22 protein-coding genes and 2 pseudogenes are annotated in these 25,885 nt (G+C 58.6%); 15 read left to right on the top strand and 9 right to left on the bottom strand.

Translation table 11 applies throughout. The annotated features are described in order from the left end of the window. Positions 1 to 49: 49 nt before the first annotated feature. From AC07O1_RS28530 to AC07O1_RS28515, 4 genes are read left to right on the top strand one after another with little or no spacing between them, the layout of a single operon-like run. Complete coding sequence (locus AC07O1_RS28530; protein WP_495090956.1) at positions 50 to 751, top strand: amino acid ABC transporter permease; 702 nt, start codon at positions 50 to 52, stop codon at positions 749 to 751. A 6-nt stretch (positions 752 to 757) separates the two neighbouring features. Next, positions 758 to 1,501: an amino acid ABC transporter permease gene (locus AC07O1_RS28525; protein WP_495090955.1), complete on the top strand. Its 744-nt coding sequence runs from the start codon at positions 758 to 760 to the stop codon at positions 1,499 to 1,501. Positions 1,502 to 1,524: 23 nt separating this feature from the next. After that, a complete protein-coding gene (locus AC07O1_RS28520) occupies positions 1,525 to 2,253 on the top strand; it encodes an amino acid ABC transporter ATP-binding protein (RefSeq protein ID WP_495090978.1) in 729 nt (242 codons plus the stop codon). Between the two features lie 57 nt (positions 2,254 to 2,310). Next, on the top strand, positions 2,311 to 3,144 hold the full coding sequence (locus AC07O1_RS28515) for an ABC transporter substrate-binding protein (RefSeq protein WP_495090954.1): 834 nt from the start codon (positions 2,311 to 2,313) through the stop codon (positions 3,142 to 3,144). 282 nt (positions 3,145 to 3,426) lie between these two features. Here the strand turns inward: AC07O1_RS28515 and AC07O1_RS28510 are convergent. Further along, positions 3,427 to 3,765: pseudogene (locus AC07O1_RS28510) on the bottom strand (substrate-binding domain-containing protein); the annotation flags it as partial. A gap of 447 nt (positions 3,766 to 4,212) precedes the next feature. Here AC07O1_RS28510 and AC07O1_RS28505 point away from each other — a divergent pair. Next, a complete protein-coding gene (locus AC07O1_RS28505; protein ID WP_495090953.1) occupies positions 4,213 to 5,385 on the top strand; it encodes a sugar transporter in 1,173 nt (390 codons plus the stop codon). Between the two features lie 7 nt (positions 5,386 to 5,392). Here the strand turns inward: AC07O1_RS28505 and AC07O1_RS28500 are convergent, their stop codons facing one another. The 3 genes from AC07O1_RS28500 to AC07O1_RS28490 form a co-directional block, all read right to left on the bottom strand. Continuing rightward, positions 5,393 to 5,557: a hypothetical protein gene (locus AC07O1_RS28500; RefSeq protein ID WP_495090952.1), complete on the bottom strand. Its 165-nt coding sequence runs from the start codon at positions 5,555 to 5,557 to the stop codon at positions 5,393 to 5,395. A 102-nt stretch (positions 5,558 to 5,659) separates the two neighbouring features. Beyond that, complete coding sequence (locus tag AC07O1_RS28495) at positions 5,660 to 5,869, bottom strand: hypothetical protein (protein WP_495090951.1); 210 nt, start codon at positions 5,867 to 5,869, stop codon at positions 5,660 to 5,662. 158 nt (positions 5,870 to 6,027) lie between these two features. Next, entirely contained in the window at positions 6,028 to 6,846 is an 819-nt protein-coding gene (locus AC07O1_RS28490; RefSeq protein ID WP_495090950.1) for an SDR family oxidoreductase, read from the bottom strand. A gap of 144 nt (positions 6,847 to 6,990) precedes the next feature. Here AC07O1_RS28490 and iolG point away from each other — a divergent pair, with 144 nt between their 5' ends. From iolG to AC07O1_RS28470, 4 genes are all read left to right on the top strand, one after another. Continuing rightward, on the top strand, positions 6,991 to 8,001 hold the full coding sequence (gene iolG / locus AC07O1_RS28485; RefSeq protein ID WP_495090949.1) for an inositol 2-dehydrogenase: 1,011 nt from the start codon (positions 6,991 to 6,993) through the stop codon (positions 7,999 to 8,001). A gap of 249 nt (positions 8,002 to 8,250) precedes the next feature. Beyond that, complete coding sequence (locus tag AC07O1_RS28480; RefSeq protein ID WP_495090948.1) at positions 8,251 to 9,303, top strand: sugar ABC transporter substrate-binding protein; 1,053 nt, start codon at positions 8,251 to 8,253, stop codon at positions 9,301 to 9,303. A gap of 21 nt (positions 9,304 to 9,324) precedes the next feature. Next, on the top strand, positions 9,325 to 10,824 hold the full coding sequence (locus AC07O1_RS28475) for a sugar ABC transporter ATP-binding protein (RefSeq protein WP_495090947.1): 1,500 nt from the start codon (positions 9,325 to 9,327) through the stop codon (positions 10,822 to 10,824). 8 nt (positions 10,825 to 10,832) lie between these two features. Beyond that, a complete protein-coding gene (locus AC07O1_RS28470; RefSeq protein ID WP_495090946.1) occupies positions 10,833 to 11,867 on the top strand; it encodes an ABC transporter permease in 1,035 nt (344 codons plus the stop codon). 95 nt (positions 11,868 to 11,962) lie between these two features. Here AC07O1_RS28470 and AC07O1_RS28465 read toward each other — a convergent pair whose 3' ends face one another. The 4 genes from AC07O1_RS28465 to AC07O1_RS28450 form a co-directional block, all read right to left on the bottom strand. Beyond that, positions 11,963 to 12,832 (bottom strand): MurR/RpiR family transcriptional regulator, encoded by an 870-nt coding sequence (locus AC07O1_RS28465; RefSeq protein WP_495090945.1) that lies wholly within the window; start codon positions 12,830 to 12,832, stop codon positions 11,963 to 11,965. Positions 12,833 to 13,158: 326 nt separating this feature from the next. Beyond that, positions 13,159 to 14,148, bottom strand: a complete 990-nt coding sequence (locus AC07O1_RS28460) for a hydroxyacid dehydrogenase (RefSeq protein WP_495090944.1) — start codon at positions 14,146 to 14,148, stop codon at positions 13,159 to 13,161. Further along, complete coding sequence (locus AC07O1_RS28455) at positions 14,148 to 14,960, bottom strand: HpcH/HpaI aldolase family protein (RefSeq protein WP_495090943.1); 813 nt, start codon at positions 14,958 to 14,960, stop codon at positions 14,148 to 14,150. Before AC07O1_RS28455 ends, AC07O1_RS28460 begins: the two co-directional genes overlap by 1 nt. A 12-nt stretch (positions 14,961 to 14,972) precedes the next feature. Further along, entirely contained in the window at positions 14,973 to 16,403 is a 1,431-nt protein-coding gene (locus tag AC07O1_RS28450; protein ID WP_495090942.1) for an NAD-dependent succinate-semialdehyde dehydrogenase, read from the bottom strand. A gap of 265 nt (positions 16,404 to 16,668) precedes the next feature. On the opposite strand from AC07O1_RS28450, the gene iolD reads away from it, so the two are divergent. The 3 genes and pseudogenes from iolD (at position 16,669) to AC07O1_RS28435 (ending at position 20,964) form a co-directional block, all read left to right on the top strand. Then, a complete protein-coding gene (gene iolD / locus AC07O1_RS28445; RefSeq protein WP_495090941.1) occupies positions 16,669 to 18,540 on the top strand; it encodes a 3D-(3,5/4)-trihydroxycyclohexane-1,2-dione acylhydrolase (decyclizing) in 1,872 nt (623 codons plus the stop codon). 1 nt (position 18,541) lies between these two features. Further along, entirely contained in the window at positions 18,542 to 19,435 is an 894-nt protein-coding gene (gene iolE, locus AC07O1_RS28440; protein ID WP_495090940.1) for a myo-inosose-2 dehydratase, read from the top strand. 226 nt (positions 19,436 to 19,661) lie between these two features. After that, positions 19,662 to 20,964: pseudogene (locus AC07O1_RS28435) on the top strand (carbohydrate porin). Between the two features lie 93 nt (positions 20,965 to 21,057). Here the strand turns inward: AC07O1_RS28435 and AC07O1_RS28430 are convergent. Then, complete coding sequence (locus AC07O1_RS28430; protein ID WP_495090939.1) at positions 21,058 to 22,002, bottom strand: LysR family transcriptional regulator; 945 nt, start codon at positions 22,000 to 22,002, stop codon at positions 21,058 to 21,060. Positions 22,003 to 22,135: 133 nt separating this feature from the next. Here AC07O1_RS28430 and AC07O1_RS28425 point away from each other — a divergent pair, with 133 nt between their 5' ends. The 3 genes from AC07O1_RS28425 to AC07O1_RS28415 all read left to right on the top strand — a co-directional run. After that, entirely contained in the window at positions 22,136 to 23,635 is a 1,500-nt protein-coding gene (locus AC07O1_RS28425; protein WP_495090938.1) for a CoA-acylating methylmalonate-semialdehyde dehydrogenase, read from the top strand. Between the two features lie 86 nt (positions 23,636 to 23,721). After that, positions 23,722 to 25,044, top strand: coding sequence for an MFS transporter (locus tag AC07O1_RS28420; RefSeq protein ID WP_495090937.1), 1,323 nt, complete (start codon positions 23,722 to 23,724; stop codon positions 25,042 to 25,044). Between the two features lie 59 nt (positions 25,045 to 25,103). Further along, positions 25,104 to 25,885, top strand: a 782-nt coding sequence (locus AC07O1_RS28415) for a Rossmann-fold NAD(P)-binding domain-containing protein (protein WP_495090936.1), incomplete at its 3' end; no start/stop codon positions are given.

Below are 25,885 nucleotides of genomic sequence, written 5' to 3'. Positions count from 1 at the left end.
CCTGCACTTTTTGTTTCTGCCGCTAGCCCAATGTCGATAGGGATTGACCATGAAGCATGACTTCGATTTGGCCGCGGTTCTGCAAGGCGAATATGCCGAGCTGATCGTCAAGGGTATCGAAATAACACTGCAGCTGGCGTTGTTCGCCTGGCTGCTGGCAATGGCCCTGGCGCTGCTGCTGGTGACCATACGCCTGACCGGCAACAAACTTGCCGACCGTCTGGTGGCAGGCTACGTGTCCTACCACCGCAATGTGCCGACGCTGGTGCAGTTGATGCTCTGGTATTTCGGCGTGCCGACCTTGCTGAGCGAGTCCACGCAACTCTGGCTGGCGAACTACAGCACCGAATATCTGTTCTCGGTGATTGCGCTGGGGTTGTGTCAGGCCGCGTATTTCTGTGAGGACATCCGCAGCGGCTTGCGGGCCATTCCGGCAGGGCAGACCGAAGCCTCCAGGGCGCTCGGGTTGGGTTATGTGCGTTCGATGCGCTACGTGATCCTGCCGCAAGGCGTGCGCAATTGCCTGCCGTCCCTGATCAACCACACGGTGCTGCTGTTCAAGAACACCAGTCTGGCGATGGCCATCGGCGTGGTGGAACTGACGTATGCCACTCGCGAGGTCGAGAATTACACCTTTCGCACGTTCGAGTCTTATCTGGTGGCCACGGTGTTCTACCTGGTTTTTTCATTGCTGTTGATGGGGCTCGGCGCGTTGTTGGCGCGGCGCTTCAACAAAGCGCTGGCGAGGTAGGCGACGATGTTCGATATCTTTTCGATTGTGCAGCAGAACTGGACGTTGTTTCTGATCGGCCAGTACCCGCACGGCCCCTTGGGCGGGTTGGCGAGTACTTTGATTCTGGCGGCGCTGGCGCTGTTGCTGGCCTTTCCTTTCGGGTTGTTGCTGGCGCTGGCACGGGTGTCGCCCTGGGCCGGGCTGCGCTGGGCAGCCACCGTCTGGGTGTATGTGCTGCGGGGTATCCCGTTGCTGATGGTGATTTTCTGGACCTACTTCCTGGTGCCGCTGCTGATCGGCCACAACATCACCGGGTTCGTGACCATGCTCTGCACTCTGGTGATCTACCAGAGTGCGTACCTGTGCGAAATCATTCGCGGCGGTATCCAGGCATTGCCGGCGGGTCAATACGAAGCGTCGCGGGCTCTGGGTCTTGGGTACATGCGCACGACGATCTGGGTGATCTTGCCGCAGGCCTTGTACAACGCGCTGCCGAGCCTGATCAGCCAGTTCATCTCGATCATCAAGGAAACCTCGCTGGGCTATGTGATCAATGTCCAGGAAGTGACCTTCGCCGCCAATCAGGTCAACAACCAGTTACTGACCAAACCGTTCCAGGTGTTTTGCGTACTGGCGGTCATTTACTACCTGCTCTGTTTCGGCCTGACCCATCTGGCCGGCTGGGTGGAGCGTCGTATCGCTCGCAAGCGTCTGGGGAATGGCGGTCAGGCTGTGACGGGTGATCCTTTGCTGGCCATCGATAATTAAAGAGGGTTGCGTCCATGCATCCAATGATCATGTTTTCGAACATCAACAAATGGTACGGCGACTATCACGCGCTGACCGACATCACCGCCGAAGTGAAACCCGGTGAAGTGGTAGTGCTGTGTGGGCCGTCGGGTTCCGGAAAGTCGACGCTGATCCGCACGGTCAATCGCCTGGAAGACATCCAGAAAGGCCAGATTCTGTTTGATGGCCAGGATGTGCACGGCACTGATGCACATCTCAACCGACTGCGCAGCCGTGTGGGTTTCGTGTTCCAGAGCTTCAATCTTTTTCCGCACCTGTCAGTGCTGGAAAACATCATCTTGGCGCCCACCAAAATACGCAGTCTGAAAGGCTCGGCCGCGAAGCAGCGGGCCATGGAATTGCTCGATCGGGTTGGGCTGGCGCACAAGGCCGGTGCTTATCCGGCGCAGTTGTCCGGCGGCCAGCAGCAGCGGGTGGCGATTGCCAGGGCTTTGGCGATGGAGCCGCCAGTGATGTTGTTCGACGAACCCACCAGTGCACTCGACCCGGAAATGGTCGGTGAAGTGCTGGGTGTCATGAAGGGGTTGGCCAAGGATGGAATGACCATGATGTGCGTGACCCACGAGATGAATTTTGCCCGGGAAGTCGCCGATACCATCTGGTTCATGGACGCGGGTCAGATTCTGGAAAAGAGCACTCCCGAGAGCTTCTTCAGTCAGCCCGCGCACCCGCGAGCGCAACGATTTATCTCCGATCTGCGGGCTCATTGAGCAGATCCGATTTTTGCTACCACTGCCATAAGACTTTCCAATCCCAGGAGTTTTTCCATGCATATGAAGCATCTGTTTACCGCTCTGGCGTTAGGTCCTCTGGCTGTCGCAGTGGCGCAGGCCGATCAATTGAGCGACATCATGGCCAAGAAGTCCTTGAGCTGCGGTGTGTATGCCGACGTGCCGCCTTTCTCCGCCCCCGATCCGAAAACCCGTGAGCTGGTAGGGATGGACGTCGATTTGTGCAAGGCCTTGGCCAAGACCATGGGGGTGGCGCTGGAACTCAAGCCGCTGTCGGTGGAAGCACGAATTCCTGAAGTGAAAATGGGCCGCGTCGATGTGATCTTCGCCAACCTGGCCTACACCAAGACCCGGGCCGAACAGATCCAGTTCAGCGATCCGTACTACATCGCCAAGGAAACCCTGGTGGTGCGTGCTGTCAACGCGGATCAGCCAAAAAGCTTCTTCAAGGACAAGCGCATCAGCTCCACCAAAGGCTCGACCTCTGAGCAGTCGATTCGTATCGCCGGGGCCACGCCGGTGACGTTCCAGGACACCGGCTCGGCCTACATGGCCTTGCAACAGAATAAGGTCGTGGGTCTGGTGACCAACACCATGACGGCCTTGAAGCTGGTCGGGCAGGCCAAGGAAAGTGGTGTCGAACTAGCACTGGCCAAGGAGCCGATGGCCCTCGAACCGATTGGCGCGGGCATGCGCCGGGATGAGCCAGCCTTTCTGGCCAAGGTCAATTCGTCGCTGATGGCGATGGAAACGGCGGGGGAGATCGATGCAATCTGGGACCGCTGGATCGGTCCGAACACTGCCTACAAAATGGTTCGTGAGGACAAAGTACAGAGCCTTGGCAACTTGAAGTTCGATCCTTTGCCTTAAACCCGATACACCATCATTGCAGAGCAATGATGGAAAGAGCCCGGCGAGCGTTCCAGCGTCGGGCTTCTTCACATGTGTGGGCTGTTGGCTTGCTATAAGGTGGTGTCCGTATGTCAGCTCAGGCCGAGAAAAAACTTAACGTCGTGTCTGGGATTAGTTGACTACTACAAACCAGTTCTAAAACGTTTTTACGCAGCCTGGACCCTAAGCGGACACTGGAACTGCGGAGCGACTTTTTCTTTCTATCCAACCTTCACCTGTCGGTCGTGCAGCCCGCCCCAATCAAGGGTTAAGGAAGTCTTGATAGTTGGCCTTGGTAATTAGCTGATAGGGAATGGTCAACTGTGCCTTATAGGGTTCTTTCCTGATCATCTTTAGTGCCAGATCAATGGAGGCGATGGCTTGGCCTTTGTTGTCTTGGTAGACGGTCACCAGCAGTTGGTCCTTCTTGATCGCGTCCAGGCCAGCGGGGCCGCCGTCGCTGCCACCGACCAGGATGTCTTTGCCCGGGTGCATGCTGGCCTGGCTGATGGCCATCGCCGCGCCAATGGCCATTTCATCGGCGTTGGCGGCCACGGCATCGATTTTCTTGCCCGACAGAATCCAGTTGTTCATCAGGATCCGAGATAAAGGTGTCGTCCATATTGATCGGATGCCAGTCTGGATTCCAACTGCAAAGCGGATCAAGTCGACTAATGGTCACTCCATGATCTTCGTCCATGAATTTCATGTCCTCTATCGAGAGTCCCAGTCGATTTATTTTTATACTTCCTGCGGCTGTATCGCCAACTCGCTGAATCCAGCAAGCATCGTGGCCTTTAGCTTTTCGGCGAAAGGGAGGTGCAAGACATTGGAGAACGGCATCATAAAATCAAGATCAAGTCTTAAGTCTATTTTATTATTCAATGGATACGTCTCTGGCTGGTTAACTTCAAGACTTTAAAAATCTCTTCGAGTGCTGTCAGCCTCGTGAGTGAAAAACAGTTTTTCGCCGTACGTGTGTGTTGCTACCGTCAGGGGATATAGTCTGGATTTCACCAACTTTACAAACTTTAAATGAGCCTCTTTGTGACTAAAACTAACGGTAATTGGCATTCGGTCATAGCGCTGGCGTTGGCAGCCTTTGTGTTCAACACCACGGAATTCGTTCCCGTTGGTCTGTTGAGCACGATCGGCAGCAGCTTTGACCTGTCGACAGCTCAAATTGGTCTGATGCTTACCATCTATGCGTGGGTGGTGTCCCTGACGGCGCTCCCCGTCATGTTACTGACCCGTAACATCGAGCGGCGCAAGCTGTTGATCGTCCTCTTTGTAATGTTCATCATCAGTCATGTCCTCTCAAGCCTGGCCACGAGCTTCGGTGTACTGCTGTTGAGTCGGATCGGTGTGGCGCTGTCGCATGCATTGTTCTGGTCCATCACCGCATCTCTGGCAGCGCGCCTGGCGCCACCGGGTAAGCAGGTGCAGGCGTTGGGCTTGTTGGCAACCGGTACCACCCTGGCGATGGTGCTGGGTGTTCCGCTTGGCAGGTTGTTGGGCGAGGTCATGGGCTGGCGCACCACCTTCATCGTGATCGCTATGATGGCGACTGCGTTGGTGTTCTGGTTGGCCAGGACCTTGCCGTTGTTGCCCAGTATGAATTCCGGTTCCCTCAGAAGCCTTCCCTTATTGTTCAAGCGACCTGCGCTGGTGTCACTCTATGGCCTGACTGCAGTGGTGGTTACTGCTCAGTTCACCGCCTACAGCTACATCGAGCCCTTCGTCCAGACCGTGGCCGGCATGAGTAGTAATGTCGTTACTCTCATACTGTTGTTGTTTGGTGGTGCCGGTATCTTGGGGTCGCTGCTTTTCAGCTGGCTTCACCGATATAACCCGCAGCGCTTTCTGATTGTGGCCGTGGCGTTACTCACGCTCTGCCTGGCATTGCTGTTGCCATTGAGTGGCAAGGTTTCGTATCTGGGAACGCTCAGTCTGATCTGGGGAATGGCGATCATGAGTTTTGGGCTGGCTCTGCAGTCGAAGATCCTGGTGTTGGCTCCGGACGCTACCGATGTGGGGATGGCGCTGTACTCCGGAATCTATAACGTCGGCATCGGCGCTGGCGCACTTCTTGGCAGTTGGGTGGGCGGCCAGCTCGGGTTCGCCTACATAGGGCAGGTTGGAGGCTTGCTGGCCGCTTTGGCACTGCTGTTCTATTGCGCGTTAATCTACCGCTTCAGCCAGACCGGGACTTCTACTTGATACCACTTTAATCGGCTGCTGGCTCAACCCGTACAGGCAAATTGCCTTCGGGCAGTTCGTAGGTGGCGAACACCAGCATCATCAGCACGACCGCTGCCGTTAGGACAACATAGGTCAGCGAAACCGGCTTGACCGCGAAACCAGCGATATTGAAGGCAGGTAGAAAGAACACCTACCCGAATGCGCCGACGGCGAAGAGGGCCAGGCCGACCAGAATGGCAGTTCGGTAACCGCAACGCTCGATCAATACGCCAACCGGCAGCGCTACGAAGAATTATGCGGCGAAATAGCACGTCTGGATCAGTGCCGATTGGGCATGGGAGATGCTTAAGGTGTCCTGGAAATGCTTGTTCAATACGTCCAGCAAACCATGGGACAGACCCCAGATGAAAAACAGGCTGGTGATCAAGACGAACGCAAACTGTTTGCTGGAAAGCCTGCGAATCGAAGTGGAGGGGGTGAAGGTTCCAGTTGGGGTGGACATGACCGGTACCTTTATTCGATTTATATTCCGTTCATTTTGCAATCCTGCGGTGCCGTATTTTTTCCTCGTCAGCCTCTGCAGGCGCTGCTACCCGTCACGGCGGCAGAACGACACGTGGTCTGCCTGGCCGGAACGGGTATTGATGGGTTGAGCGTCGATCAGAGGGTCAGCTTCGATTCGGGGGTGGGTGGCCCGTACTGATAGCCGCCCCATACAGACTGATCGAAGTTGATCACCGAGCCGGTCATCATTCCCGACTCATCGCAGCCCAGGAACGCCACTGCCTTGGCCACTTCGCTGGGCGCGAGCAGGCGCCCGAACGGCTGCTGCGCCGCGACGTTCTCCAGCCAGTTATCGTCGGCACCGTGGAATTCGCGCTGGATGCGGTCCTCGCCATCGGACGCCATCCAGCCAATGTTGAGCTGGTTCACGCGGATCCGGTTGCGCATGGCGGCGAAGGCCGTGTTGCGGGTCAGGGTGGCCAGTGCCGCCTTGGAGCCGCAGTACGAGGCATTGAACGGTTGGCCGGCGTGCTCGACGATCGAGCCGATGTTAATGATCGTCCCTTCGATTTCGTCTCTGATCATGCGCTTGATCACTTCCTGCATCAGGAAGAACGGCGCGCGGGTGTTGACCGCGAACATGCGGTCGAAAAGGTCCTCGCTGGTACTGAGGATATCTCCGCGCTCGGTCAGGCCCGCGGCGTTGACCAGTACATCGATGCGGCCAAAGATCTCGTCGGCAGTTTTGATGACGTGGCGGCAATCAGCGACCTTGGTGAGGTCAGCCTCGACGAAATGCACCGCACAACCGCTCTGCTCGCTGATGCTACGGGCGACGGCCTCGCCCTTGCGGGTGCTGCGCCCGCACGTGACGATGCCGTCGGCGCCTTCGTTGGCCAGATGCGTGGCAACCGCAGCCCCCAGCCCCTGCGTTCCTCCGGTCACGACAACGATCTTGCCTTCAAATCGTTTCATCTAAAGTCACTCCTCTTGCAATGAAAATTGCGCTTATTGTTGAGGTGGAATTTATATTGACATCGGCGTGAGGATGCAAGATATTTCGCTTCACTCAAGAACAAAAACACAGATGCAGAGATGCATCACGCCAGGGAGAAACCTATGTTACGCATTGCCGTTTTGGGTTGTGGCCGTATCGGCCAGATGCACGCTGATAACGTCGCCAAACACCCCCGAGCTCAGTTGGTTGCTGTTTATGACGTCCATCGCCCTTCGGCCGAAAAGGTCGCACTGGCGCAAGGCGTTCCTGCCGCCGCTACCGCCGAGGAAATTTTCTCTTCGGCTGAAGTGGATGCTGTACTGATTGCCACCGCCACCCCCACCCACGCCGATTACATCGAGAAAGCCATTGCCGCAGGCAAGGCTGTGTTGTGCGAAAAACCTATCGATCTCAGCCTTGAGCGGGTAAATGCTTGCGCGGCGAAAATCGGCAACACCAAACTGCCAATTCAGATCGGCTTTAACCGTCGTTACGACCCAGGCCACGGTGCCGCTCGCGCCGCCTTGCTCAACGGCGACATTGGTGATTTGCATCAAGTGATCATCACTTCTCGGGATCCAGGCCTGCCTCCGCGCGCTTACCTGGAAGCGGCGGGCGGTCTGTTCCGCGACATGACCATCCATGACTTCGACCTTGCGCGCTTCATGCTGGGCGAAGAGCCGACCGAAGTCTTCGCTGTGGCTAACGCACTGGTTGATCCGGTGCTCGGCGCCGAGCTCAATGAAGTGGACAGCGCCATGTTCATCCTGCGCACCGATTCGGGCAAGCAGTGCATCATCAACAACTCGCGCGCCGCCGTGTATGGCTACGACCAGCGCGTAGAGCTGTTGGGCAACAAAGGCATGCTGATTTCCGATAACCGCAAGCCCCACGAATTGCGTCGTTTCACCAGTACCACGGTAGAAAGCAGCGAGCCTTATCAGTTTTTCTTTCTGGAACGCTACCACGAGGCGTTCATGGCCGAGATCGATGGCTTTGTCGACTGCGTGGAAAAAGGCGCAGCGCCGCTGGCCAGCTTCGAGGATGGTCGCAAGGCGTTGATCCTTGCTGAAGCGGCTTATCTCTCGCTGCACGAGCGTCGCCTGGTGCGAGTGGCAGAAATCTCGGATTGATCAGGACGTCAGTCTGCGTTCACTCAGGGCAGTGCACGTAACGTTTCAAGACCGCCCGGTAGTGAACGCATTCAAATAACGAGGGAAATCCCGGTTGTGCCGCTGGCGCGCTCGGGGTCTCCCGATGCCCGGTATAAAGCGCCGGTACAGCAAAGCGGATTGTTTCACGATAAAACGCGGTTGATGCAAGCCAGGCAAGCCTGGTAGGCGCACGGGCGGCTTCCAATAACAATAAAGAGTAGGAAGAATATGAAATTTGCCACGAAGCATAAGCAAGCGGTATCTACACTGGTCGCCAGTGTATTGGTGCTGGCCATGGGTGCAGGCACGACCCAAGCCCAAAGCAATCCTGAAGTCAGGGTTGGTTTCACCCCAAAATTCCTCAAAGACGACTTCCAGACGCTCATGCTGGACCTCTCAAAAAAGGCTTTCCAGGCCAAGGGCTTCACGCTGTTGGGCGCTCCTGATCCAAACGGTGATGTGACCGCCCAAGTCGACGCCTTGCAGAACTTGATTGCCAACGGTGCTACCGCCATCGTCTTTGCCCCGATTGATGCCGCAGGCATTGTGCCGGTGATCAAGCAGGCTAACACCGCGAACGTCCTGGTGTTTTCCATCGACGACGTGCCGTCGGGCGGCAAAGTGACCGCCTCTATCCGTGCCGACAACGTCGATGCCGGAGCCCAGGCGGCCAAGGAAATGGTCAATCGATTGAGCAGTAAAAAATGCTGGGCCGCCCACACTTGCACGGTGTTGGAGTTACAGGGCGGCTTGACTACGCCCAATGGCCTGGATCGCTCCAAAGGCTTCTCGCAAACCATGCAAGGGCTGGCGCCCGCGATAAAACTGATCCAGCGGCCTACCGACTGGACGGCCGATATGGCTGCCGATGCTGCCCAGAACGTCTTGACCCAGGTGCCTTCCCTGAACGGCATTTTCATGGCCTCCGAGCTGATGGCCACGGCGGTCAACGCGCAGGTCAATGCCGCTGGCAAAGGCGCGCCGGTGGGTAGCCCTGATGCGATTATTCGCATCGCCGTGGATGGCACCCCCCAGGGCCTGCAGTTGATCCGCAGTAAGGCACTGGATGCGACGATCTCGCAGCCGCTCAATGCCTACGCGACGAAAACCGCCGAGTTGATCGACCTGGTTTCCAAGGGTGGAAAGATCGAAATCGGGCCGCGCGACGATGGCCAAGTCGTTGATACCCCTGTGGGGCCTCAGTATCAACTCAAGGCCACGTTGGTGACGTTGGCCAACGTCGAGTCGCCCCAGTTATGGGCAAACATGGTCAACAAGTAAGCCGCACACAGGGTTGAAACCATGAATCTGAATATCAACGACGAGCAACGCCCCATCGTCGAAATGCGCAACATTGCCAAGACCTTTGGTTCCACTCGTGCTTTGCGCGGGGTGGACTTCACTCTCATGCGCGGTGAGGTCCACGCGCTGCTGGGGCGCAATGGCGCCGGAAAAAGCACTCTCGTTTCCACCATGAGCGGGTTCACACCCGCGGACTCTGGCACGATTAGAATTGCCAACACCAAAGTTACGGCCAACGCCCAGAATTACGCGGCGAAAATCCGCGAAGGGATTGCCCATGTGCAGCAGACGCCGCAGTTGTTCAATCTGCTGACCGTGGCTGAAAACCTGTTTCTGGAAAACCCCAAGGTTCGCGGCAAGTTCGGTACGGTCAGCCATACCCGCACGCTGGCGCTGGCCGAGGAGCTGCTGGGTACCTGGGCCATCGACATCCGTGCCGATGCCCTGGTGGCCGAGCTGGATGCAGGCACCCGCCAACTGCTGGAAATCATCAAGGCGCTCAGCCGTGGCGTACCGGTGATGATTCTCGATGAGCCGACCGCGGCACTGAGCAACGCCGAGAAAAAGATCCTGTTCGAGCAGGTGCGTGCACTCAAGGCCCAGGGTGTGTCGTTCATCTACATTTCCCATCACCTGGATGAAATTTTCGAGATCGCTGATGTTGTCACCATTCTTCGTGACGGCCAGGTCGTGCGCGAGCGCGAGCCTGTGGACGGCCTGGATGTCGACACCATCGCTGACTTGATGATGGGTAAGAAAACGGTACGCAGTATTCGCGAGGACTACACCCGCGATAAGCAACCGAGCCTGATCCAGGCCAAGGGCATTCGTATTGGCCCTCGCTCCGAAAACATCATCGATTTTGAAGTGCGCGCTGGTGAGATCGTCGCCTTGGCCGGACCTGTCGGTGGCGGCAAGGAAGCGTTGGCGATGATTCTGGCAGGCCAGCGCAAACCCGAGCAGGGGCAGATCAGTAATCCGCGCGGCCCATTGCCCAAAATCGGGCTGGTGCCCACCGACCGGCATGTGAGTGGGTACGTGGGGCTACTGGGTGTGCGCGAAAACGTGGTGATTGGTGGGCTTGACATCTTGTCCAACCGCTTTGGCTTTATCAGCAAACGTGGAGAAACCGCGCACGTCGAGCGGCTGGCACAACAGACTCATGTAGTTGCCTCCTCACTTGAACAGCCGGTCAGCCAACTTAGTGGTGGCAATCAGCAGAAAGTCGTGTTTGCCCGGGCGCTTTGCCGTGACCCGGATATCGTTGTGGCATTAAGCCCGACGCGCGGCGTTGACGTCGGCGCCAAGGAGCAACTTTATGCACTACTGCGCGGACTGGCTTGCGAGGGGCTGGGTGTCGTCGTGGTGTCGGACGAAGAAGATGAAATTGCCCAGTTGGCGAATCGTGTCGTCATCGTCTTCGACGACGAGGTCAAGGATCAGCTCGTGGGCGACTACACAATAAAAGACCTGATATTGCGGATGGAAGGTGTCCTATGAGCACAGATATGGTTAGCAATTCAAAACTCGTGAAGCCAGCCGAAGGCCGTTCCAAGTGGGCGGCGTTCGGTACGTCTTTTGTCGCTGACGGCTACACGATGTACCCCGTCATCCTGCTGCTGGTGATCATCGGCGCGATCGTCGCGCCGCGCTTCGCGACTACGACCAACCTGGTCAATATCCTGGAACAGATAAGTGTGCTGGGGCTGACCACCATTGGCCTGACATTTGTCGTGCTGATTGGTCGGTTGGACTTGTCGCTGGAAGGTGTGGTCGGATTCGCCCCTATGTTTGCCGCCGTGACCCTGGTGCCTGTGGCAGTCGGCGGACTGGGCATGGAGTTGCCGGCGTGGATGGGCCTCGTCGTGGCGCTCGGGGTCGCCGGCGCCATTGGTTGGTTCAATGGCTTCATGGTGGTCAAGGTCGGACTGAACCCCTTCATCTCGACCTTGGGTTTGCTGGTGTTGCTACGCGGTGGTGTGTTGATCATCTCAAATGGTCGCTCGATCTACTCCCCTGGTAAGGCGCTGACCTTCCTGGGCTCGGAAAAGGTTCTCGGCGTGCCGCTGTCAGTGCTGGTGTTTATTGCCATCGCGGCCGTGGTAGGGGTGATTTTCAAATACCATCGCTATGGCCGGGCACTGTACGCCATTGGCGGTAACGAGGAGGCGGCGCGGGCGGCGGGCATCAATGTCGACAAGGTCATCTGGTCAGCCTTTATCTTTGCAGCGCTGCTGGCCGGGCTGGCAGGGGTACTGATGACCGGACGCCTGGATTCGGCGGTCACAACCCAGGGGCAAGGCATCATCTTCTCGGCGTTCGCGGCGGCGGTGATTGGTGGCGTGAGCCTTGGGGGGGGGCGAGGCACTATTGTCGGCGTAGTCAGCGGCGTGCTGCTGATTGGCGTCATCAATAACCTGCTGACCCTTGCCCAGGTACCGTCATTCTATGTGCAGGCCTCCACGGGGGCGGTGATCATCATCGCCGCCGTGCTGACCACCATCGCCAGCCGGCGTTCGAGCGGCATCAAGACCAGAACCTGATCGCTTAACCACGTAAAAGCCCCTGCCGTGCAGCCTGACTCACTCAGGTTTCACGGCGGGGGTTTTCTTGTTCGCGGCCAGGCCAACTGACGTGGTCACGCCTCTGTGACGGTGGGAATGCGCGGCGGGGCAGATTTCTGCAGGCGCGAGGCGACGGCCACGGTCAGCGCCTGAACCAGACACATGGGCGCAGCCAGCGAACGGGAAAAGGTGTAATCGGGTTCGGGTACGGCGAACAGCACCGAGGCGGTTTTGGCGATGGGCGACAACGTGCTGTCGGAGATAGCCACGATCGGCACGCCTGCCGCTTTGGCTTCCTCTGCGACGTTTACCACCTCTGTCGCGTAGAACCGGAAAGATACGGCAATCAGCAAATCCTGCGGGCGCAGGGTGCGGGCAATATGCGTGGCCAGCCCGCCGCCTGCATCCAGCAGAAGGCAGCGCTTGCCCAGCATGGTCAGGCCATAGCGCAACAGCTCAACCACCGGCGAGGAGCGCAGTTGGCCAATCAGATAAACGGTGTCGGCTTTCTCGATCAGGTCGACTGCATTGGACAGGTCCGCAGTGCGGGTGCGTTCCAACATGTCCTGCAGTGAGGCGATATCGCGCAGCACCAGCTCATGCAGGAAGCCATACTCGGAGGTGTCCTCGCGGTTCTGCAATTCGCTGCTCAGTACCCGCAAGCGTGCTTCGAAGCCAGGGGCTGCGGTCTCCAGGCGGCGCTGGAACAGCACCTGAAGGTCCTTGAAACCCTTGTAGCCTAGTGCCTGGGCAAAACGTACAAAGCTTGACGCGTGAATGTCACAGCGTTCGGCAATGTTGTTGACCGAATGCACCGCCACTTCATTGGGGTTTTGCGTCAGGTACACGGAAATGCGCTGGTAGGTCTTACTCATCTGATCATGGCGTTCATGGATCAGGCGAATCAGGTCTTCATAGTCCTTGGGTGGATCAGTTGGCTGCATGTGTTGCCTCATTCTTGGTTCGTAGTGTATGGGCGAATGAAAGCATCCGTTGCTCTTTGCGGGCCAGTACGGTACCGGTCCCGACGCATAATTGCTGCATTGCCTGACGCTTGTCTGTCGATGTGGCCAGGCCATTCGTCTCGATACTGCCGCTTTGGGCGTGGTGAAAAATGGGCCAGCGGGTTGTATACAATGCGCTCACCTTACAGCGTGCGCCCTGAAATTCAAATCAAGCCAGCGGTTTATCCCTAACGACAAACGCCCGGCAGCAGCGCCGGGCGAGTCTAAATGCAAGCTCCTCTGCGGAAGCCGAATAACCTGGCGCGTCAGGCCGGCAAGGGCGGCTGCAGCGCTGCCAGGTGCTCACGGTTGATGACAAGTGTTGGGTCTATCGTGCCGGCAAGGAAGTTCATTGCGTTCTCGATGGACGAGATCGCCATGCGCTCGCTGCACTCGGCAGTCAGGCCGGCGATATGCGGGGACAAGATCGCGGTATCGTGAGTGAAGAGAGCGGTTTGGCGCGTTGGCGGTTCGTCGTCGAAAACGTCAACGCCCGCGGCTCCCACGTGGCCGCTGGCGAGACCCTCAGCCAGGGCCTGTTCGCACACCACGCCACCGCGTGCGGTGTTGGCGATGATGACCCCACGCTTCATCAGCGCAAACTCTTCTTGGCCGAGCATCGGCCGTTCGCCCCGTGGCGTATGGATCGAGATGAAATCAGCCCACGCCAAGCCTTCCTCCAGCGATACCGGACGCACAGGTCCTTCAGGCCAGCCAGCGCGCTCCAGGAACGGATCGAAGGCGCGCACCTGCATGTTGAACCCGCCGGACATGTTTGCCAAGTGGCGGCCGATGCGTCCGTAACCGATGATCAGCAAGTTCTTACCAGAAACCTCCTGTTGCTCCAGACCATTGCGCCACCCCCAATCGCCGATCTGGCGTACCGAGCGATCCGCGCGAACGGCACGTTTGGCGCCGGCCAGCAATTGCATCATGGCGTGTTCAGCCACGGAGATGGAGTTCACGTCGCCCACCACAGTCAGCCCGATGCCTCTGGCATTCAACGCTTGCAGGTCGACCGAGTCGTAGCCGACCCCATGACGCGAGACTACTTTGAGTTTTTTTGCCTTGGCGATGGTGGCTGCCGACAATGGTTGAGTGCGGATCACCAGGGCGTCGGCTTCGCCAATCAACTGCGCGCAAGAGGCTTCAGACACTTCCTCGATATAATCCACGACCACCCCACGGCGCTCATATTCTTTGAGCAGCGCCACACCCGAGGGATGCAGCTTTCCAGCCACAAGAAGACGAGCCATCAGTAGCCCTCCTTTTTAACATTCTGTTCATTTTGCCCAACCGTCAGCTTGCGCCAGGCGGCCACGGATTGCGCACTCGCCGCGGCGAGAAGCCGCGTATCGCCAGACACGGTGGTCATATCAAAGCCCCATTCGATGGCGCGCGCGGCATATTCAGCCGTGCCGCAGTGCAGGGCAGCTTTTTTGCCGTGACGTTTGCAGGTGGCGAGGATGGTTTTGATGGCGTCAATGACCTCGGGTTCTTCGCGGTCGAACGCGGGCGTCAGCTCCCCGCGCGAGAGTGAAAAGGACAGGTCGGCCGGGCCGACATAGATACCGTCCACGCCTGGTGTCGAGACGATTTCCTCAAGGTTGCTCATGGCTTCGGCCGTCTCGATCATGGCGAACGCGAGTATTTCGTCGTTGGCCTCGGCCGCGTAATTTGCGCCGGCAGGGTAAGCGGCGCGGGTAGGACCGAAGCTGCGTTCACCCAGCGGCGGATAACGCATGTAGCGCACGAATTGCTCTGCCTGGGCGCGGGTATTGATCATCGGGCAGATAATGCCGTAGGCCCCGGCATCCAGAACCTTCATGATCCAGCTGGGATCCAGCCATGGCACTCGAGCCATGATCACCGCGTCGGACGCGCGCATGGCCTGGAACATACCGAGTACGTCCTTGTAGTCCACCGCTCCGTGCTGGATGTCGATGGAGATGGCATCGTAATCCTGGGCCGCCATGATCTCGGCGCTGAAACTGCAAGGCAGGGACAACCAGCCATGCAGTACAGGTTTTCCTTGAGCCCAGATTTGGCGCAATTTATTTTTTTTCATTTACGGCCTCTCTTAGAAAACGAGTTGAGCAAGTTTGGTATCGAGGTAATCGGCGATGCCTTCGCTGCCACCTTCGCGACCCATGCCAGAGTGGTTGGTCCCGCCAAATGGCGCTTCCGCAGCGGCGAGAGCAAAGCTGTTAATGCCGACCATGCCGGCCTTCAGCGCCTTCACGGTGCGGCGTGCGCGCTCAGGCGAGCGGGTGAAGGCGTACGCCGACAGGCCCATGTCCGAGGCATTAGCGCGGGCGAGCACCTCTTCTTCGGTCGAGAATCGGCTGATGGCGGCGATAGGGCCAAAGTTTTCTTCGCTGAATACGCGCATGTCGTCGCGTACATCGACCAGCACGGTGGGCTCGAAGAAAAAGCCGGTCTGCAGATGGGCAGGGCGCTTGCCGCCGTGCACGACTTTTGCGCCGTCACTCACTGCAGCGGCAACAATTGATTCAATCTCGTCCAGGCGACTGGCATTGATCAGCGGGCCCATGCCGGTGTCGGCTTTCAGCCCATCGCCGAGCTTGATCTTGGCCGTGCGGCTGACGAAGCCCTGGACGAACGCGTCATACAGGCTGTCATGCACGAAAATTCGGTCGGGCGTGACGCAGACCTGGCCGCAGTTGGCGAATTTGGTGCCGACCGTCAGGTCCAGGGCAGCTTCGAGGTCGGCGTCCTCGAAGATGATCAGCGGCGCGTTGCCGCCCAGCTCCATCGAGACCTTTTTCACCGTGTCAGCCGCATCGCGAATCATCTGCTGGCCAATGCGGGTAGAGCCGGTAAGGGAGACTTTGCGCACTCGCGAATCGGCCATGATGGGGGCGTAGGTATTGCCCGTCGAACCAATGACCAGGTTCACCGCACCATCGGGCAGGCCGCCGGCCCGCAGGCAGTCGACCATCACCATAGCCACGCCCGGTGTCTGCGACGACGGGCGCAGCACCACCGGGCAGCCTGCCGCCAGTGCCGGGGCAAGTTTGCGGGCCGGCAGCGCCGCAGGAAAATTCCAGGCTGAAAAAGCCCCGACAACGCCGACGGGCTCGTGGGTTATCTCAAAGCGTCCACCCGGCACGCGGCTGTCTACGATACGCCCATAGATGCGTCGAGCTTCTTCTGCGTACCAACGAAACTGTTCACAGGCGAGCACCCATTCACGCCCGGCCTGCGCGATTGGCTTGCCCGTCTCCGCGCAGATCATGCGTGCCGCCTCGTCACTGCGCTTGATCATTTCGTCGGCTGCTTTATGTAGCGCCTCGGCGCGGCCGAAACCGCCCATTTCACGCATTTTTGCCAGGGCGCCATGGGCGGCGTCGAGTGCTTCGCGGGTTTCGGCCGCCGTCGCCATGGGAACACGTCCCAAGGGTCGCTCGGTGACCGGTGAGATGACCTCGGCGCTCGCGGAGCCGGGGATCCAGCGCCCATTGATGAAAAGTCCGTATTGTTCGTACATGGTTTTTATTCGACTTTGATGGTTTCGTGGTACGCCCCTCAGAGAGGGACCCGTGTTGCCAAGCAGGATGAACCGGGGGTGCGCGGACTGCTTACAGCGTCCCACCGGTTCATTGACCCCCTGCGGCGCCGATGCCTCCCGTGGAAAAGATTCCAGCATCGGTATTTCGTGTTGAATATCTGTTTGCAATAATCATTGCGAAATGATCATATTGTCAATATGTATTCCTAAAACAACAATGGCAGTGCTTTCCGGAGGAAATAAAATGACCCGCAAAACTGTGCGCATGACCATGGCCCAGGCCCTGGTTCGCTATCTTTGCAATCAGTTCACCGAGATCGACGGGCAGCGTGTACCGCTGTTCGCCGGTGTATTCGGGATTTTTGGGCACGGCAACGTAACGTGTCTTTCGGAGGCGCTGGAGACTGTCCAGGACGTGTTGCCCACATGGCGGGGGCAGAATGAGCAATCGATGGCGCTGGCGGCTATCGGCTTCGCCAAAGCCAAGCGCCGGCGCCAGATCATGGTGGCGGCGACGTCCATCGGCCCGGGCGCGCTGAACATGGTCACTGCCGCAGGCGTGGCGATGGCCAACCGCTTGCCGGTGCTGTTGATCGCCGGCGATACCTTCGCCAGCCGTCTGCCCGATCCGGTACTTCAGCAAGTCGAACACTTCAACGATCCGTCGCTGACCGCCAATGACTGCTTTAAAGCCGTGGTGCGTTATTGGGACCGCATCGTGTTGCCGGAGCAGCTCTTGCAATCCCTGCCGCAGGCCGTGGCGGCCTTGCTCGACCCGGCCGATTGCGGGCCGGCCTTCATCGGCTTGGCGCAGGACACCCAGGAGATCGCCTACGATTACCCTGAGGTGTTCTTCGAACCCAAGGTGTGGAAGATCCCCCGTCCTCGCGCTGATCGCGACTCTATTGCTGCCGCGGTGGCGTTGCTGAAAACCGCTAAGCGTCCCTTGATCATCTCCGGTGGCGGCGTGCGCTACTCCGGTGCCGAGGAGGCGTTGGCGGAGTTTGCGGCCAAGCGCGGTATCCCGGTGGTTGAGACTATCGCTGGCAAGGGCGCGCTGACGCACGACCATCCGGTGCATGCCGGCCCGATCGGGATCGTGGGGTCGACCTCGGCCAACAGCTTGGCCAAAGAGGCGGATGTGATCCTGGCCATTGGCACGCGTTTGCAGGATTTCACCACCGGCTCGTGGACCGCCTTTGCCCATGACGCGCAGTTCATCTCGATCAACGCCGCGCGCTACGACGCGATCAAGCATCGTGCGCTCTCGGTAGTCGGTGACGCGCTGGAAAGCGTTGGCGAACTGGATGCCGCCCTCGGCAGCTACAAAGCGGACGCCCAATTGATGGAGCACGCCCGTTCACTGTTCGTTGAGTGGAATGCGCTGCTGGACCATTACCAGTTAGCCAGCGACGCGCCGGTGCCGTCCTATGCCCAAGTCGTCGGCGTATTGAACAAAGTCGCGGCGCCTGGCGACACTTTGATCTCTGCGGCTGGCGGTACGCCGGGCGAAGTCACCAAAGGCTGGCGCGTCAAGAACCCGCACACCTTCGATTGCGAGTTTGGTTTCTCCTGCATGGGCTACGAAATTGCCGCCGGCTGGGGCTGCGCCATGGCGCAGGAAGGTCCGGGCGCCACCGGTGGCACGCCGATTGTGATGCTCGGTGACGGCACCTACATGATGATGAACTCCGACATCTATTCCGCGGCCCTTACCGGGCACAAGATGATCGTGGTGGTGTGCGACAACGGCGGTTATGCCGTTATCAACCGCCTGCAGCAGGCCAAGGGCGTACCGGGCTTCAATAATCTGCTCGCCGATTGCCGCATCCAGAATCGCCACGATCCGTTGCACGTCGACTTCGTCAAACATGCCGAATCCATGGGCGCCAAGGCGCGCCACGTGGCTGATCTCGCCGAGCTTGAGCAGGCCATGATCTGGGCTCAGGGCAACGATGGCGTGACCTTGATTTCCATCGTCTCGGACGCCTGGAAATGGGTGCCGGGCGATGCCGATTGGGATGTGGGTGTTCCCGAAGTATCGACGTTTGAAGGTGTCCGCGCCGCACGTGCCGCGCAGGAAAAAATTCGTGAAGCTCAACGGTTGGGTGTGTGAGATGAAAGCAAGACTTGGTATTGCGCCAATTGCCTGGTGGAACGACGACCTCGAAGAACTTTCCGATGACGTCAGCCTCGAGGAGTGCCTGCGCCAGGCCTCCGTAGCCGGTTTCACCGGTATGGAAACCGGGCGCCGCTTTCCTATGGACATGGCGGAGCTGGGTCCCATCCTGTCGCGCTATGGCATGTCGGTGTGTGGCGGCTGGTTCTCGGGGCTGCTGCTGGATGGCGACATTGAGGTGGAGAAAGACCGTATCTCGCAGCAGTTGAGCTTCTTTGTCGCAGCGCAGGCACCATGCCTGGTGTATGGCGAGACCGCCAGCTCGATCCAGGGCGTGCGCACCGCGCCGTTGGTGGCAAAGCCGAAAATTTCCGAGGTCGAGATGGCCGCCTATGGCCGCAAAGTTTCCGACTTTGCTGACTGGTGCGCCAAGCAGGGCATGCCGCTGGCATACCACCACCACATGGGCGCGGTGGTCGAAACAGAGGCGGAATTGGACCTGCTGATGAAGCACTCCACGGTTCCGTTGCTGTTTGACGCGGGACATATGTCTTTCGCCGGCGGTGACTTGCTGCGCGTGATCGAAAACCACCATGCGCGCATTATCCACGTGCACACCAAAGACGTTCGTAATCCGGTGGTGAACGGCCTCAATCGCACCAGGGAGAGCTTCCTCGATGCGGTGATCCAGGGCGCGTTCACCGTGCCGGGTGACGGCAGTCTGGACTTCGAAGCCCTCGTCAAGGCCCTGGCCAGTAAGGGTTACGAAGGCTGGTTCGTGGTGGAGGCCGAACAGGATCCTCGCATCAACTCACCACTGGAAATGGCCCGCAAAGGCCACGCCGAGCTGCTCAGGGTGATGGCTGCGGCCGGTTATCAAGTGGTGAAGTAAGCGATATAAATCCGCCACTCGCAACGGGTGGCGGATCGCTTGCGAACAAACAATCCATTTTTCATCAGGGACATTCACTGTCCCCAGGAACGTGCATCTCTAAAAGGATCGGACCGACAGCAATTCCAATAAATCAGCATGAAAATAACAATAACTGGAGTGTCGTTGATGTTGAAATCCCTAGTTTAAGCGGGACCCCTTGGTTCGTCCAAAAATCAGGTTTGCGATGTGTCTGGTCACCGGATTCGGCGTGCAAGTAGCGTCGGCTGCGGATACCTTCGACCCGTCGCATTACGCATTGGGCGACTGGGGCGCAGTGCGTTCCGAGCTATACCAGAAAGGCTATGATTTTTCCGTCGAATACGTCGGCGAAGCCGCTGCCAACCTTCGCGGCGGGTACGACAAAGACCCACGGCACGTTATGCCGCTCAACTAGCGTTGGGCACCAGGCTCGACCTGCAGAAAATTGCTGGTTGGGAAGACGCCATATTCCAGCTGACCGTCACCGAGCGCAGTGGCCGCAACCTGGCCAACGATCGCATCAGTGATCCTCGCGCTGGCATGCTCAGCACCCCTCAAGAAGTCTATGGTCGCGGGCAGACCTGGCGGCTGACGCAGATGTGGTTGAGCAAAGGGCTGCTGGACGGTGCGCTGAACGTCAAGTTCAACCAGTTCGGTGAAGGGGAGGATTTCAACACATTCCCTTGTGAGTTCCAGAACAACGCTTTCTGTGGCCCGCAGGCCGCGAACTGGGCGGGATCGGTCTGGTACAACTGGCCGGTCGCACAATGGGGTTTACGCGTGAAGTATGTGCTGTCATCCGACGTTTATGCGCAGATCGGCGCCTTCGAAGTTAACCCGTCCAACCTTGAAACCGGCAATGGCTTCAAGCTCAGCGGCAGTGGTACCAAGGGCGCGCTCATACCCGTGGAAGTAGTCTGGTCACCCAAGGTCAATGGGCTGCCGGGTGAATACCGACTGGGTGGTTACTACAGCTCGGCCAAGGCCGACGATGTCTTCGAAGGGGCGGATGGGGAACCGCAAGCGGTATCCGGCGGTGATTTGCGCAGCCGTAGCAGCAAGCACGGCGCCTGGATCGTGGCCCAGCAGCAACTGACCAGTCGTGGCGGTGACGCGGGACGGGGACTGAGTGTGTTCTTCAACGCCACGGCGCACGATAAGGCTACCAACGTAGTGGACAATTTCCTCCAGGCGGGGCTCGTCTACAAAGGGTTTTCGACACTCGGCCAAACAATGACTTTGGTATCGGCGTGGCCAGGATCCACGTCAACGAAGATGTGGCCAAAGGGGCACGGATGACCAATGAACTGGCAGGGATCGACGACTATGACAACCCCGTCTACATGCCCGTGCGCCACAGCGAATGGGACGCCGAGATCCACTACGGGTTTGCCTTGGCGCCGTGGTTTACCGTCCGTCCCAACCTTCAGTATGTCGTCCACCCTGGCGGCGTGAATGAAGTGGACAACGCCCTGATTGCGGGGGTGAAGTTCATCACCAAGTTCTGACATCTGCCGTTTGAGTCGAAGTGACAATATGTACGCGTTTGGCGCTGTGGAACCGGGCTGAATGCGGTCCCACAGTTGCCAAATCCGACGCGATCACGCTGTTTGAAATCCGCCTGACAGCTTCTGCTTCAAGTAACTGACCAACGCCGTCACCGATTTCGGGACATGGGGCGAGTAGGGGCGAATGAGATAAATCTCGTCGGCGAAGGCCCCCGTCAACGTCCAGTCCCTGAGCACCTGCACCAGCTTGCCATTGGCAAGCGCGGCATGGGCGCTGAAGTCAGGCAGCAGGGCGATGCCCAGGTGGCTGAGCGCCGAGTCGCGCAAGGCTTCGCTGTTGTTTGTGGCAAAGCTGCCAGCGATGGGCACCGTGATGCGTTCTACATCTTTTGCGCCCCGTTTGGTTCGTTCGAAGGTCCAGGCGGGCTGATCAGTGCCGCGCGGATAATAAAGACAATTGTGTGCGGGGAGCTCTCCAGGCTCTCGTGGTTCACCCTCGCGCTGCAGGTATTCGCGGGTGGCGACCAGTACGGAAGAGGTGTCGCAGAGTTTCCAGGCAACGTGTGTTTCAGGCACCTGAAAACCATGCCTCACTGCCAGGTCATATCCCTCGGCGGCCAGTGAACTCAGCGCGTCGGAAACATCCAGCTGAATGCGCACCTGCGGATACTGCTGGAGGAACTCAGAGAGGTGAGGCACCAGTTGTTGCCTGGCGAAGGCAACGGGCGCGGTCAGGCGTACCAGGCCACGGATTTCCCCGGCAGAGTCCCTTACCGAGGAAAAGCTGCGAGCAATGTGCTCATAAGCGCTGCGCACTTCTCGGGTCAATGAGAGCCCTGCATCGGTGAGCCGCACGCTGCGGGTGGTGCGGGTAACCAGACGTGTGCCGGTGGCCTTTTCAAGGTCGCTGATGTGTTGGCTGACGGCCGATTTACTGACACCCAGGCGGGCTGCGGCGGCGGTATAGGTGCCGTGTTCCTCTAGCACTGAGAGCCAGTGGATATGGGTCCAGAGCCCTTCGATTTCGGTTTTTTCCATGATTTTATTGTTCGCGTGTATGCACAATCAGTTCTGGATTCTGCTCTGGTTTAGAACAAACTGAAAGTCTATCGTGAGCTTCACTGCTGGCTTGCAACGGTGCCGGCCCAACTACCAACCTGGATTAACTGCCATGACCACCACGATCGAGCATTTCATCAATGACCAACGCGTTTCCCGCGATGATCGTTATCAGGACGTCTACAATCCAGCCACCGGGGAGGTGACCGGACGCGTCGCATTGGCCAGCAGCCAGACCGTTTCCGAAGCCGTGGAGGCGGCCAAGGCCGCGTTCCCGTCGTGGAGTGATACTCCGCCCATCCGCCGTGCACGGGTGCTTTTCCAGTATTTGAACCTGCTGCGCGAGCGCAAGGACGACCTGGCCCGCATCATCGTCGCCGAGCATGGCAAGGTATTCACCGACGCCCAGGGTGAAGTGGACCGCGGCATCGATATTCTCGAATTCGCCTGTGGCATTCCGAACCTGCTCAAAGGCGATCATTCCGACCAGGTATCCCGAGGCATGGATAACTGGACCATGCGCCAGCCTCTGGGCGTGGTCGCCGGCGTCACGCCCTTCAACTTCCCGGTGATGGTGCCCATGTGGATGTACCCGGTCGCTATCGCCGCCGGGAATACCTTCATTCTCAAGCCGAGCCCTACTGACCCGAGCGCGGCGCTGTTCATGGCCGAGCTGCTTCGCGAAGCCGGGTTGCCCAAAGGTGTATTCAACGTTGTGCAGGGCGACAAGGAGTCGGTTGATGCACTGATCGAGCACCCCGACGTCAAGGCGGTCAGCTTCGTGGGCTCTACGCCCATCGCCCAATACATCTACGAAACTGGCGCTCGCCACGGTAAACGCGTGCAAGGCCTGGGCGGTGCGAAAAACCACATGGTCGTCATGCCCGATGCGGATATCGACCGTACCGTCGATGCGCTGATCGGTGCCGCGTATGGCAGCGCCGGTGAACGTTGCATGGCCATCTCGGTGGCAGTTCTGGTCGGTGATGTGGCAGACAAGGTGGTCGCGGCACTGACCCAGCGCGGTCGTGAGTTGAACATCACCGACGGCCGGGACCTGAAGGCGGAGATGGGGCCGATCGTTTCGCGAGCCGCTCGTGAGCGAATCAGTGGTTATATCGATCAAGGCGTGGAGGCGGGTGCGCAGTTGCTGCTCGATGGCCGTGACTTTGTACCGGCCGAGCCAGGCTTGGAGAATGGGTTCTGGTTGGGGGCGACATTGTTCGACCACGTCACCGCCGAGATGAGCATCTACCGCGAAGAGATCTTTGGCCCGGTCCTGGCCTGCGTGCGCGTACCCGACTTCGCAGCAGCCTTGAAACTGGTCAACGACCATGAGTTCGGCAATGGCGTCAGTTGTTTCACTCGCGATGGCAACATCGCCCGCGAATTCGCCCGTCGTATCGAAGTGGGCATGGTCGGCATCAACGTGCCAATTCCAGTGCCGATGGCCTGGCATGGTTTTGGCGGCTGGAAGAAAAGCCTGTTCGGTGACATGCATGCCTACGGGGAGGAGGGCGTGCGCTTCTACACCAAACAAAAATCGATCATGCAGCGCTGGTCGGAGAGCATTGAACAGGGCGCCGAGTTCGCGATGCCTGTCTCCAAATGACTTGAGTTTCAAGCGTTACCCCCTGCGCAGGGACCGAGCTTCGCCGACCCCTGCGCAGGGGAAAACAAGAATAAACAGGACGCGCCATGAACGCTGACATTGAAAAGCAAGTCACGAACAAGATCTTCTGGCGGCTGTTGCCGCTGCTGATTTTGCTCTACATCGTTTCGTATCTGGATCGTGTCAACGTCGGTTTCGCGGCGCTGACCATGAACGCCGATATCGGTCTGAGCAGCGCGGTCTTTGGATGGGGGGCCGGGCTGTTTTTCATTGGCTATTGCCTGTTCGAAGTACCCAGCAACCTGATGATGGTCAAGGTTGGTGCGCGGCGCTGGATTGCCCGTATCCTTTTTACCTGGGGTTTGATCGCCACCTGCATGGCGTTTGTTGAGGGTCCCAAAAGCTTCCTGATGCTTAGGTTTCTGCTGGGTGTGGCGGAGGCCGGTTTCTTCCCTGCGGTCATTCTTTACCTGACCTTGTGGTTCCCGGCACGCTATAGAGCCCGCATTATCTCGACCTTCATGTTGTCGATTCCGATTTCCCTGGCGATCGGCGCCCCGATTTCAACCTTGCTGCTGGAACTGGATGGCGTCCTGGGCCTCAAGGGCTGGCAGTGGCTGTATATCGTCGAGGGTATTCCCGGCATCCTGCTGGTGGGTGTGGTGCTCAAGTACCTGCCGGATTCGCCACATCAGGCGCGTTGGTTGAATGACGCGCAACGTGAGTGGCTGGCCTGTGAACTGGCAAACGACGTCAAGGCCAACCCCCCCAGGCTCGATGGCAAGAATTCGCTGTGGGATGTGTTTCGCAGTCCCGCCATTCTGGTGTTGTGCGTCATGTATTTTTGCGTCGCCGCCACCAACCTCGGGCTTTCGATGTTCCTGCCGCAGATTATCAAACAGCAAGGCTACAACGGCATGGCGATTGGCTTCGTCGCTGCAATTCCTTACGTCGTCGGTTGCATCGGCATGGTCACCATCGGCCTGCTTTCCGATCGATTCAACAAACGCAAAATGTTCCTGATCACGGCGCTGTTGTTCCTGGTCGGTGGCCTGGCAATGGCGGGGTGGATGCCCGGCAACTATCTGGCAATCCTCGGTATGTGTGCTGCGACTATTGGGATGATGGGCTTCAAGGGACCTTTCTGGCCTTTGCCGTCGCTGTACCTGAGTGGCAGCAGCGCGGCAGCCGGTATCGCGTTGATTAACTCTGTGGGGAACCTCGGCGGCTTCTTCGGCCCTGGGCTGGTCGGCATGGCCAAGGACATGACCGGTAATTTCGAGAGCGGGCTCTACGTGCTTGCGGGGTTGGCGTTGTTTGCCTTGTTCCTGACCGTTGTTTTTGTCTCAGACCCTGATGACATCGCCAAACAGAAGGTATCTGCCGAGTTGGCCTTGCCCAAGCATTGAATGCAGCGGCGATGCGGGCGGGGAAAAATAATACTGTCTTATTCCAAGGAGTGTGCGCGTTGCATATCGGTGTCCCTATTGAAACCCAGCCGGGCGAAACACGCGTGGCGGCCAGCCCTGAAACCATCAAGAAGCTGATCGGCCAGGGTCATAAAGTCACTGTGCAAAGCGGCTCCGGCATTAACGCCAGCGTTGTCGACAGTGCCTATGAAGCAGTAGGTGCGACCATTGGCGGCGCCAACGAGGCGTTCGGTGCAGAGCTGATTCTTAAAGTGGTCGCGCCCAGCGACAGCGAACTGGCCCTGATCAAACGCGGCACCGTGCTGGTGGGCATGCTCAATCCGTTCAGCAATGAAACCATTGCCAAGCTGGCTGAGTGCGGTATCACGGCCTTCGCGCTGGAAGCCGCTCCGCGCACCTCCCGCGCACAAAGCCTTGATGTACTGTCCTCCCAGGCCAACATTGCCGGCTATAAAGCCGTGTTGGTGGCCGCTTATCACTATCCACGCTTCATGCCGATGCTGATGACCGCTGCAGGAACGGTGAAAGCCGCGCGGGTGCTGATCCTCGGCGCAGGCGTTGCCGGTTTGCAGGCGATTGCTACCGCCAAGCGTCTGGGTGCAGTGATCGAAGCCTCGGACGTGCGTCCGGCGGTGAAGGAACAGATCGAGTCCCTGGGTGCCAAGTTCGTCGACGTGCCTTACGAGACCGATGAGGAACGCGAATGCGCCGTGGGTGTCGGCGGTTATGCGCGGCCAATGCCAGCCAGCTGGATGCAGCGTCAAGCGCTGGCGGTACACGAGCGCGCCAAGCAGGCGGACATTGTCATTACCACCGCGCT

Source organism: Pseudomonas sp. GW821-FHT07G10, assembly GCF_059418545.1.
Note: the sequence above shows the minus strand (reverse complement) of the source record. Positions and strands in the feature narration are given on the sequence as shown.

Coding starts and splice junctions, on each gene's coding strand:
- AC07O1_RS28475 (WP_495090947.1), top strand. CDS start 9,325: ATGAATCTGAATATCAACGACGAGCAACGCCCCATCGTCGAAATGCGC.
- AC07O1_RS28465 (WP_495090945.1), bottom strand. CDS start 12,832: ATGCAGCCAACTGATCCACCCAAGGACTATGAAGACCTGATTCGCCTG.
- AC07O1_RS28520 (WP_495090978.1), top strand. CDS start 1,525: ATGATCATGTTTTCGAACATCAACAAATGGTACGGCGACTATCACGCG.
- AC07O1_RS28470 (WP_495090946.1), top strand. CDS start 10,833: ATGGTTAGCAATTCAAAACTCGTGAAGCCAGCCGAAGGCCGTTCCAAG.
- iolE (WP_495090940.1), top strand. CDS start 18,542: ATGAAAGCAAGACTTGGTATTGCGCCAATTGCCTGGTGGAACGACGAC.
- iolG (WP_495090949.1), top strand. CDS start 6,991: ATGTTACGCATTGCCGTTTTGGGTTGTGGCCGTATCGGCCAGATGCAC.
- AC07O1_RS28490 (WP_495090950.1), bottom strand. CDS start 6,846: ATGAAACGATTTGAAGGCAAGATCGTTGTCGTGACCGGAGGAACGCAG.
- AC07O1_RS28480 (WP_495090948.1), top strand. CDS start 8,251: ATGAAATTTGCCACGAAGCATAAGCAAGCGGTATCTACACTGGTCGCC.
- AC07O1_RS28420 (WP_495090937.1), top strand. CDS start 23,722: ATGAACGCTGACATTGAAAAGCAAGTCACGAACAAGATCTTCTGGCGG.
- AC07O1_RS28525 (WP_495090955.1), top strand. CDS start 758: ATGTTCGATATCTTTTCGATTGTGCAGCAGAACTGGACGTTGTTTCTG.
- AC07O1_RS28460 (WP_495090944.1), bottom strand. CDS start 14,148: ATGGCTCGTCTTCTTGTGGCTGGAAAGCTGCATCCCTCGGGTGTGGCG.
- AC07O1_RS28455 (WP_495090943.1), bottom strand. CDS start 14,960: ATGAAAAAAAATAAATTGCGCCAAATCTGGGCTCAAGGAAAACCTGTA.
- AC07O1_RS28515 (WP_495090954.1), top strand. CDS start 2,311: ATGCATATGAAGCATCTGTTTACCGCTCTGGCGTTAGGTCCTCTGGCT.
- AC07O1_RS28450 (WP_495090942.1), bottom strand. CDS start 16,403: ATGTACGAACAATACGGACTTTTCATCAATGGGCGCTGGATCCCCGGC.
- AC07O1_RS28425 (WP_495090938.1), top strand. CDS start 22,136: ATGACCACCACGATCGAGCATTTCATCAATGACCAACGCGTTTCCCGC.
- AC07O1_RS28495 (WP_495090951.1), bottom strand. CDS start 5,869: ATGTCCACCCCAACTGGAACCTTCACCCCCTCCACTTCGATTCGCAGG.
- iolD (WP_495090941.1), top strand. CDS start 16,669: ATGACCCGCAAAACTGTGCGCATGACCATGGCCCAGGCCCTGGTTCGC.
- AC07O1_RS28530 (WP_495090956.1), top strand. CDS start 50: ATGAAGCATGACTTCGATTTGGCCGCGGTTCTGCAAGGCGAATATGCC.
- AC07O1_RS28430 (WP_495090939.1), bottom strand. CDS start 22,002: ATGGAAAAAACCGAAATCGAAGGGCTCTGGACCCATATCCACTGGCTC.